This window comes from Glycomyces sp. NPDC050141, from assembly GCF_055586545.1.
The window spans coordinates 97,211-106,363 of sequence record NZ_JBVJHZ010000002.1 but is presented as its reverse complement, the minus strand read 5'-3'; the positions used below and the strand labels follow the sequence as shown (position 1 = coordinate 106,363).

The following is a 9,153-nucleotide window of genomic DNA, read 5'->3' as shown; positions in this document are numbered from 1 at the left end:
AACTCCGGGGGGGGGGGGTTGGGGGTGGTGGGGGGGGGCGGCCGAGCTGGTGGCTCGCCCCCCCTCGCTGCTCCCGCGGGAGCGGGAGGGGTGGTGTGGCACCTGGCGGGGACCGCGCGCGGGTGGCTTCCCGCGCGCGGTCTCGGTATGGCGACGTTCGCGAATCCCTCTGTGTCGCCGCCATCCCGCCGGTGCCAGATGGCTTTTGATTCCGTTTTTGCTATCTACTACAACACGTGGGGTAGTTGAGTGGCAACAAGAAGTTTCCGCCTGTGGATAACTTCCGACGAGATGACTGTTGATGCAGGTCAAGTGCCTGTGGATAACTTTTGGGGACGGCCCTGTGGTTCGGAGCGATCTTGGGTGCGTCGAGGGCTGACGACTCGCCTATGGACACCGCAGAGGTAGCGCCGGGATACTGGATTTCACCCTGAGTTAGGAGTCCCCTCATGAGCCCCAAGCGAACTGCTGTGTTGCTGGTGGTCGTCATCCTGGTCGTCGGCTTCGGCGGAGGCTTCGCCCTCTCCTACTGGGCCGGATGGGGCGGCCTGTCCCACCTCCTGATCGGCATACCCGCCGGTCTCGCGCTCGTCGGGGTCGACCGTTGGTACAAGCGCAAGACCGAGCCGGCCCCGAAGAGCCCGCCGAAGGATGAATCGGAGGAGGAGGGCTGGCTGTAAGCGTTGTAACCGAACGGGCGGGTCCGTGTAGGACCCGCCCGGTGATGGTGATGCCGCTTGCCCGCCTGTGCTCAGACCTCTTTCAGGCCGACTTCAGGTTGTTGAGGAGGACCGTGAAGTCCTTGGCGGGGAGGGCGAAGATCGGGGAGTCGGGGCCGAGCTTGGAGTCGCGGACCTCGAAACCGGCCGGGGCGGGGCGGGCCTCGACGCAGTCCCCGTTGCCGGAGTCAGAGCTGCGGGTGCTCTTGCGCCAGTGGGCGCAGGCTACCTCGACGCAGTCGCCGTTGCCGCTGCTGTCGCTGCGGGTGCTCTTGCGCCAGATCCGCTGCTGACCGGCCGCTTGGCTCATTCTCGCTTCACTTCTTTCAGCTCTCGGGCGATGCGCTCAACGCTTGCCTTGGAGTCGAGGGCCAAGTCGTTCCAGAGCGCATCATAAGTCTCTTTGAACGAGTCTATGTCAGGGTCTTCCTCGTAGATCGCGGCGACCGTGCTGTCGATGTAGACGACATTCGGCAGCGGTTCGGGCAGCTTGAAGATCTTGTAGCCGACCACAATTCCGGCTGCGATGTGCATCCAGCAGTCGGCTGGAAGCAGCCGGATTTCGGCCTTCGGGAGCTCGGCGATTTCGAGCAACCGCTCCAGCTGCTCAGCGGTTACCTCTGCGCCTCCGACGCGCTGACTGAGGATCGACTCGTGCAACAGGAGCTTGATCTCCGGCCCGTTGCGTTTTGCGAACACGCTGGTGCGCAGCATCCGGGCCTCAAGCTGTCGCCGGAGGGTGACCGGATCGTTCCGTTTGGGGCCGTTGCTCATCAAGGCTTCGGCATACCGCTGGGTCTGGGTGATGCCGGGCATGACGGTGAGTTCCAGGATCTGGATCTTCTCGGCTTCACCTTCCATCCAGATGTGGTTGGCGAGGTTCTTGATGTAGGGCTGGAAGGAGTCCACCCACCCGCGCTTCGGCGCGTCTTCGTTGATCTGGATGAGGCTCGCGCGCTCTAGCGGATCGTTGACGCGGTAGAGGTCGAGCAGTGTCAGAAACACGTCACCCGGCATCGGGTACTCGCCGGACTCATAGCGACTCAGGGTCGCGGCCGTCTTGTCGATGTGGTCGGAGACTTCAGATCCCTTGAAGCCCAGGTCTTCTCGGAAGGCCCGCATCGTTCTGCCGATGTAGCGTGCTCGGGCGGTGGGCGGGTTGGGCTTGGCCATGACTACCCCCAGAAGGCTCATGCGCCACATGAGTGTCGCGCTGATCTCCATGCAGCGTAACATTTTCCGATTTCCACTGTCCAGGTGCTTGCGTCGACTGCATCAGTTGTGTCAACCTAGTGTCACGGCCGCAGCCGGAAGGCGTGACCGAGCAAGGTGGACTTCATTCCATGTCGGCTGGTTCGGTGGGGGATCAGCCGGTGCCCGTCCCCGGACCCCCGTTCGGGGGCGGGCGACTTCGACAACTTCATTCGGCCGCTCATAGGCGCGGCCCGCGCGAGTAGATCTTTGGCGAGTTCAGCCGCGCGGGCCGCTTACACAAGAGAGGCGTGCTCTCATGGCACTACTCAGCCTAGCTCGCGATGCTGTGCCCGCTTGGGCCAAGATCGACCTTCACCTGCACCAACCGCGCCGGGGCTGGTTCGGCCTCGGCAGGCTCCGCTGCGATTGGTGTTCGGAGCGGTGGGGCCGCCACGGCTGTTACTTCCGGGAAAGCGCCGCGCGCATGTTCGTGCACACCGCGACCGCGGCGCAGCAGCGCGAAGCGATGAACGCCGGGCGCATCACCCGCGACGACCTGCACCTGCGCCGCCGCGTCCGCACCGGCGCGCACCGCCGGAAGCCGCGACCGTACCCAACTGGCCCCGGTCCGCTGGCCGAATGCATCGCGATCGCGGAGGCGTTGGCATGAGCGACACCAAGATCGGCACGGGCGACTTCACCGGCCGGGTCGTGTCCGGCATTGTCGTTGCAGGCGAACCGGGGTCGGTTGTGCTCCGGCAGCTCTTCCCCGGCGACCCGGTGGATATCGGGATCATCGACCAGATCGAGCCCGTCTCCGCGCAGCTCACGATCTACCCCAAGCACCGCAAGGCCTGGACCGACACCGACCGGACCGCACTGGCACAGTTCTTCGCCGACCGGTTCCGCGACCGCAACCGGCTCGCCAGTCTGCTCGACTGCGCCGAAGTCCTCGGGGAGGCCGCGCGTGGCCGCTGAATCCGAACGCTGGGTCGCGCTCGGCGACTTCAGCTACTCGATCGGGATGGGCGGCCACGTCCGCTTCATCGTCGAGCGCAACACCGAAGATCCTGCGCTGCATGGCATCAGCTCCGACGAGGACAAAGGCGCAGGACCCCGGCCGGTCGCCGTGTTCACGCACCCGGCGAAGGGCCCGATGGAATGGCGGCCGACCTGGAAGGGCGACCGGATGTGTGCCGCGATCGAACGCGACGCGCGGGGGATCGCCGCCCGGGGGCGGTAATTAGGGGACTGCGCAATGTGGCCAAACGGGCTATCCTGAGGACAATCCGATTCCGCCGCTCCACTACACCCCTGAGCGAGGCCGAATTGTCCGATATCTATGCCCATGATGCCGACCGGTACTGGGCCGACGACCATCCTGTCCTAGAACTGATCCGGGCCCGTCAGGCCGCGAACTCCGCGCCCGGGGCGCGGGTCGACGGCTACAAGCTCGGCCTGGCCGTGGAGGGCGGCGGGATGCGCGGAGTCACTTCCGCCGCAATGCTCGTCGCCCTCGACGACCTGGGCCTGCGCGGCGTGTTCGACGCCGTGTACAGCTCGTCCTCTGGCTCGATCAACGCCGCCTACTTCATGGCGGGCGGTGACTGCTGGTATCCGCTGACGATCTACTTCGATGACCTGTGCACGCCGAAGTTCGTCGACATGGGGCGGGCGTTCAAAGGCGGGCCGATCCTCAACCTGGACTACGCCTTCGACGAAGTCCTGGAGACCGTCAAACCCCTCGACTTCGAGAAGATCCTCAAGAGCCCGGCCGGGTTCCATGTCACGATCAGCCTGGTGGACAGCCTGACCGCCATCGGCCCGCACGAGTTCGAGTCCAGAGAGGACCTGAAGTCGGCGCTGAAGAACAGCTGCTGGATGCCCGTCGCCGTCCCCGGCACCGGCGTGTTCCGCGGCCAGCGGGCCCTCGACGGCGGCGTCCTCACCGCCCACCCCCACCTCCTCGCCATGGAAGACGGTTGCACCCACGTGCTCTCCCTCAGCACCAAGCCCATCAAGCCCCCGCCGAGCCACCTCGCGCCCGGCCGCCGCTTCTCCGTCGCCTACCTCGAACGCCTCAAGCGCGGCCTCGGCCGCGCTTACGCCGCCTCGCAAGTCGAGTACCGCACGCAGCGAAGACGCCTGCAGCAGTGGATGACCGAGCCCGGCGACGGCCCGCAGGTCCTCGACCTCGCGCCGCTGCCGTGGATGAAGGAGGTCGGCAACCAGACCCGGGACCGGGACGCGCTCGTCACCGCCGCCCGCGAAGCGCACGCCGTCATGGCCGCCGCGATCCAGGGCATTCCCGTCGCGGAGATCCGAGGCGGCTCCTTCCGCTCCGTGCCCCGCATCGTCACCGTGAGGACCGCCGATGGCAAACGCATCGGTTGACCTCGTCTCCAAGGCCTGCGCGCACCTCACCGGCCGCGCCGAGCACCGTGACGCAGTGACTGAACTCGACCGGTGGGACGTCGAGGACTGGCGGGCCGCGCTCCTCGACGTGCCGCTCGACGAGCGCGCGTACGACGACCGGTTCGGCGTCGGGCGCGCGGCCGAACTCCACGCGCTGTGGACCTGGTGGGACGGACCCGACGGCCGCGTCAGCGAAGCGACCAAGGGCTACCTCGGGTTCTTCCTGCTCACCCTCATCGGGATGCACCGCTCGGACCGGATGCGCTACCACGGCGAGGCCTACGACGGCGGCGAGATCGCCGGGCGCCCGGCCGACGAGCGCTGCGTCTCCCTCGTCGCCCACCGGGACGTGAGGGCCGCCGTCGAAGCGCTGTACCGGCCCGCCGCCGACGACGCGGACGCGGTCGAGATCTGGGACGAGATCGACTTCGCCACCATGGCCTTCCACCGCCAGGGCACGACCTCGATCATCGTCACCGTCGACTCGGATCCCCCCAACAAGGCCGTGCGGCCCACGCACTACGCGCTCAAATGCCTCATCTACCCGTATCTGCGCATGCCCGCGATCGTCAAGGCCACCAGGAACTACGAGCGCGACTTCGGCGGCGTGCGGCCCGAGGGGTCGCCGCTCGTCACCGTCTTCGCCAGCTACGACAGCTGGGTCCTCATGGAGTTCATCAAGGGCACGACGCTCACCGACCACCTCCGCGCCACCGAGCAGGGCCGCAAGGCCCCGAAGTCGGAGATCACGCGGCCGGTCGACCTCAAGCAGCTGCGGGTCCTCGGCCCGCCGCTGCTCGGCGCGATGGCGGTGCTCGCCTCGAACGTCGGCTACCACAACGACCTGACGCCGTCGAACATCCTCGTCCAGGTCGACGAGGACAACGAGGACGTGGTCAAGATCCGCCTCATCGACCTCGGCGTGAACTTCCTGCACACCAGGACGATCGTCGGCGCCCAGTCCGGCGAGTCGGTCTACGTCGCGCCCGAGGTGAAGTCCTCGGGCACCGGCGGCTACCGGGCCGACCTGTACTCGGTCGGCATGGTGCTCATCGCGGTCGGCGGGATCCCGCACAGCGCGGAAGGCACCGTGCCCGACCAGTTCTACGTCGCCTCGGTCGGGCTCGCGCGCCTGCTCGAAGACCTCGTCGACGCCGATCCGCGGCAGCGCCTCGTCGTCTCCGGCATCGACTCCGGGCTGGGCCGCTACACCGAGATCCGCGACCTGTTCATGCGCGAGATCGAGGTCCTGGAAGCGGCCGAGAAAGGCAAGCCGAAGACCGCCTACCAGCGGTTCAAGGGTCTCCTGCCCGCCTCGAGCGTCGTCTCCCGGCAGCGCGAGATCTGGAAGGTCCGCCGCAAGCAAGCCAAAGCGACCGACAAGACGAAGCACCCGCGGCAGGTGCACCACCTGCGGCAGGCGAACGGCCTCAAGTACTGGGCGGTCGCGTGCGCGCTGATGTCGTGGGTGACGCTCGCACTGGTGCTGACCTGGTGGTCGCGGGACCTCGACCTGTTCTGGCAGGCGAAGTACGTCGAGATCGCGAACTGGCTGTTCAACCGCTCGGGGAACGACGGCATCCCGCTCCTGGACGACGTGCGCGCCGCGAACTACGACATCCCGGACGCGTGGGACAACCTGCCGGTGCGGCTCGTCGCGATCGCGTACGCGATCCCGGGCCTGCGGCTGTACATGAACATCTTCGCGGACATGACCCCGCACTCGGCGTACCGGCGGCGCGGCTGGCCCCGGGTGAAGACCGCGGCGGCCTCGATCATGATGCGGGGCGCGGCGGTCTACCCGACCGTGTACATCCTGCTGCCGACGCTGGTGCAGCGGCGCTGGTGGGTGATCTTCAGCCCCTTGGGGATCATCACGGTGGCGGCGATGATCTCGGCGTGCCTGTGGTTCGCGCACGACGCGAACCGGCGGGCGCGCGCCTGGAACGACGGCAAAGGTCTCTCCACGGTCCCCAAGGGAGAGATCATGACGCTGGGGCGGCTGGCGTCCTGGCAGCCCGCGGCCTGGCTCTACGCCTTGCCGGTGGTCATCATCGGGATCTTCCTGTACAACGACCGCCTGCAGGACGAGCTCATGTACGCGATCGCGATCAGCCTCATCAACATCGGCATCTGGACGTTCAAGAACACCGGCTCCGACGCGCCGTACGTGCGGGCCGGGCTCGCGCGGGCGATCCTCGCGGCCGAGCGGCTCGACGTGCTGGAGGACCGGAAGGCGAAGGCCGCCAAGAAGAACGCGCCCAAACCCCGGGCCGACGACCCCGTGGAGGAGGCCCCGGAGCCGGAGGAGGCCGCCTCGGAGCGGGTCGGCTAGGCGGCGTCCTCGCCGTGCGTCATGATCCAGCTGTCGGAGAAGCCCCGGGCGTAGTCCCAGGTCACGTAGTGGGCCGGGTCGGGGTCGAAGGCCGGTTCGTGGACCTGCGCGCAGTTCGCCTCCAGGAGGCCGCGCAGGTTCGCCATGAGCAGGCCCCACGTGAAGTAGTGCGCCTCGTCGCAGTCGTCGCAGTCGACGACCACGCCGCGGTAGCCCTGCGGATGCAGGACCTTCTCGAACAGCTCCAGTTCGTGGAGGTCCTCGAGGAGGTCCGCGCGGTCGTCCTCGTCCAGTTCGGGTTCGAACGGGGCGAGCGCCTCCGCGTGGTCGGGATCGTCGGCGAACGGGTCGCGTGGCTCCTCATACACGTCTACCAGCCTAACCCTTGGCAACGACCTTGCCGGGCGGCCGCGGTGCGCGGGCGGTACCTCCCGGATGCGTGCCAGCCTCGCCGCCGCGTGGTGACACCGCCCGGCCTGCTCGTTAGCATGGGCCGCAAGTCAACCCACTCAAACATCTGAGGAGACGGCATGGACGGCTTCGGCGAGAACGTAGAAGAGATCTTCGACGACGTGGTGGACGGCGTCGCCGACGCGGTCACCGACATCGACGCCACCGAGGTCTGGGAGGACGTGAGCGACGGCGCGGGCGACGCGTGGGAGGCCGTGTCGGAGTCCGACGCGTTCGAGACCGTCTCCGAGGAAGTCGAAGACCTTCTCTAGGGCAAATCGGTGCAAACCCGTAACGGGCCCGTCGGTGCGTCAGGTAAGCGGGCTTCGCCCCGCTCACAAATCTGCCGCTCTACCGCCGGGCCCGTCCGGTCATCCCCTCAATTCGCAGCGTTTCCGCTGCGAATCACACCTCAAGGGGACGTGTGCGCTTCGGAGCGACGCAGGTTACGGCTCTACGATTGACCCATGGCGTTCTCAGGGGATTTCGGAATTCAGGGGCACGAGGGTGCTACCGGTGAGCGGGTCGGCGGAACCACGGTGCCGATGGGCTCGGCCAGTGCCATCCCGCTCGGCTTGACCTTCGACGACGTACTGCTCCTCCCGGGCGAATCCGACGTGATCCCGTCCGAGGTCGACACCTCCACCCAGCTCACCCGCAACATCCGCATCTCGGTGCCGCTGCTGACGGCCGCGATGGACACCGTCACCGAGGCCCGCATGGCCATCGCCATGGCCCGCCTCGGCGGCATGGGCATCCTGCACCGGAACATGTCCGCCGAAGAGCAGGCCCAGCAAGTCGACCTCGTCAAGCGCTCCGAGTCGGGCATGGTCGCCGACCCCGTCACCTGCTCCCCGCACGACACGCTCGAGCAGGTCGACAAGCTCTGCGGCAAGTACCGCATCTCCGGCCTCCCCGTCACCGACGAGGACGGCAAGCTCATCGGCATCGTCACCAACCGCGACATGCGCTTCGAGAGCGACATGTCCGTGACCGTGGCCTCCGTCATGACCTCCCGCAACCTGGTGACCGCCCCCGAGGGCGTCTCCAGCGAAGAGGCCCTCGAACTGCTCAAGCGGAACAAGATCGAGAAGCTCCCGATCGTCGACGCCGAAGGCCACCTGCGCGGCCTCATCACCGTCAAGGACTTCTCCAAGCGCGAAGAATTCCCGAACGCCTCCAAGGACGACGTCGGGCGCCTGCGCGTCGGCGGCGCCATCGGCGTCGGCGACGAGCAGTACGCGCGCGCCGGTCAGCTCGTCGAAGCCGGGATCGACGTGCTCTCCGTCGACTCCGCGCACGGCCACTCGCGCGGCGTGCTCGACATGATCGCCCGCGTCTCCAAGGACTTCGGCGACAAGGTCGACATCATCGGCGGCAACATCGTCACCGCCGAAGCCGCGAACGCGATGATCGACGCGGGCGCCGACTGCGTCAAGGTCGGCGTCGGCCCCGGCGCGATCTGCACGACCCGCGTGGTCGCGGGCGTCGGCGCGCCCCAGGTCTCCGCGATCATGGACACCGTCCGCGTCGCCCGCGAACGCGGCGTCCCGGTCATCGCCGACGGCGGCATCCAGTACTCCGGCGACATCGCCAAAGCCATCGTCGCCGGCGCCTCCACCGTCATGATGGGCCAGCTCTTCGCCGGGTGCGCCGAGAGCCCCGGCGACCTCATCTACATGAACGGCAAGCAGTTCAAGCAGTACCGCGGCATGGGCTCGCTGGGCGCCATGCAGTCCCGCGGCGAGGCCAAGTCCTACTCCAAGGACCGCTACTTCCAGGGCGGCGTCGAATCCAACGACAAGCTCGTCCCCGAAGGCGTCGAGGGCCAGGTTCCCTACCGCGGCACCCTCGCACAGGTGGTCTACCAGCTCGTGGGCGGTCTGCGCAGCGCGATGGGCTACACCGGAGCCGGTACCATCGAAGGGATGCATGAGCGCGGCCGTCTGGTCCGGATCACCGCTGCGGGTCTCAAAGAGAGCCACCCGCACGACATCCAGATGACCGTGGAAGCGCCCAACTACCACACTCGGTAGCGGG

General features: G+C 67.5%; 11 protein-coding genes. 8 read left to right on the top strand and 3 right to left on the bottom strand.

Annotated elements, in window-relative coordinates:
• Window positions 1-449 precede the first annotated feature (449 nt).
• Window positions 450-680 carry a hypothetical protein gene (locus ACZ60M_RS01750; RefSeq protein ID WP_465413662.1) on the top strand — a complete coding sequence of 77 codons (231 nt, stop codon included), beginning with the start codon at window positions 450-452 and terminating at the stop codon, window positions 678-680.
• Between the two features lie 82 nt (window positions 681-762).
• On the opposite strand, the gene ACZ60M_RS01745 is transcribed toward ACZ60M_RS01750, so the two are convergent.
• Window positions 763-1,029: a DUF397 domain-containing protein gene (locus tag ACZ60M_RS01745; protein WP_465413660.1), complete on the bottom strand. Its 267-nt coding sequence runs from the start codon at window positions 1,027-1,029 to the stop codon at window positions 763-765.
• Complete coding sequence (locus ACZ60M_RS01740; protein WP_465413658.1) at window positions 1,026-1,943, bottom strand: helix-turn-helix domain-containing protein; 918 nt, start codon at window positions 1,941-1,943, stop codon at window positions 1,026-1,028. Before ACZ60M_RS01740 ends, ACZ60M_RS01745 begins: the two co-directional genes overlap by 4 nt.
• Before the next feature lie 454 nt (window positions 1,944-2,397).
• Between ACZ60M_RS01740 and ACZ60M_RS01735 the strand changes: the two genes are divergently transcribed.
• The 5 genes from ACZ60M_RS01735 (at window position 2,398) to ACZ60M_RS01715 (ending at window position 6,663) form a co-directional block, all read left to right on the top strand.
• Window positions 2,398-2,583, top strand: a complete 186-nt coding sequence (locus tag ACZ60M_RS01735) for a hypothetical protein (RefSeq protein ID WP_465413656.1) — start codon at window positions 2,398-2,400, stop codon at window positions 2,581-2,583.
• Window positions 2,580-2,891: a hypothetical protein gene (locus tag ACZ60M_RS01730; protein ID WP_465413654.1), complete on the top strand. Its 312-nt coding sequence runs from the start codon at window positions 2,580-2,582 to the stop codon at window positions 2,889-2,891. The genes ACZ60M_RS01735 and ACZ60M_RS01730 overlap by 4 nt, the downstream gene beginning before the upstream one ends.
• A complete protein-coding gene (locus ACZ60M_RS01725) occupies window positions 2,881-3,156 on the top strand; it encodes a hypothetical protein (protein WP_465413652.1) in 276 nt (91 codons plus the stop codon). The genes ACZ60M_RS01730 and ACZ60M_RS01725 overlap by 11 nt, the downstream gene beginning before the upstream one ends.
• 86 nt (window positions 3,157-3,242) lie before the next feature.
• Entirely contained in the window at window positions 3,243-4,307 is a 1,065-nt protein-coding gene (locus tag ACZ60M_RS01720; RefSeq protein ID WP_465413650.1) for a patatin-like phospholipase family protein, read from the top strand.
• Complete coding sequence (locus tag ACZ60M_RS01715) at window positions 4,288-6,663, top strand: protein kinase domain-containing protein (RefSeq protein WP_465413648.1); 2,376 nt, start codon at window positions 4,288-4,290, stop codon at window positions 6,661-6,663. Before ACZ60M_RS01720 ends, ACZ60M_RS01715 begins: the two co-directional genes overlap by 20 nt.
• Here ACZ60M_RS01715 and ACZ60M_RS01710 read toward each other — a convergent pair.
• Window positions 6,660-7,031, bottom strand: a complete 372-nt coding sequence (locus ACZ60M_RS01710) for a DUF5319 family protein (protein WP_465413646.1) — start codon at window positions 7,029-7,031, stop codon at window positions 6,660-6,662. The two genes, ACZ60M_RS01715 and ACZ60M_RS01710, sit on opposite strands and share 4 nt — an antisense overlap.
• A 162-nt stretch (window positions 7,032-7,193) precedes the next feature.
• Between ACZ60M_RS01710 and ACZ60M_RS01705 the strand changes: the two genes are divergently transcribed.
• Complete coding sequence (locus ACZ60M_RS01705; RefSeq protein WP_465413644.1) at window positions 7,194-7,385, top strand: hypothetical protein; 192 nt, start codon at window positions 7,194-7,196, stop codon at window positions 7,383-7,385.
• A 273-nt stretch (window positions 7,386-7,658) separates the two neighbouring features.
• A complete protein-coding gene (gene guaB, locus ACZ60M_RS01700) occupies window positions 7,659-9,149 on the top strand; it encodes an IMP dehydrogenase (protein ID WP_465413642.1) in 1,491 nt (496 codons plus the stop codon).
• Window positions 9,150-9,153: the final 4 nt, after the last annotated feature.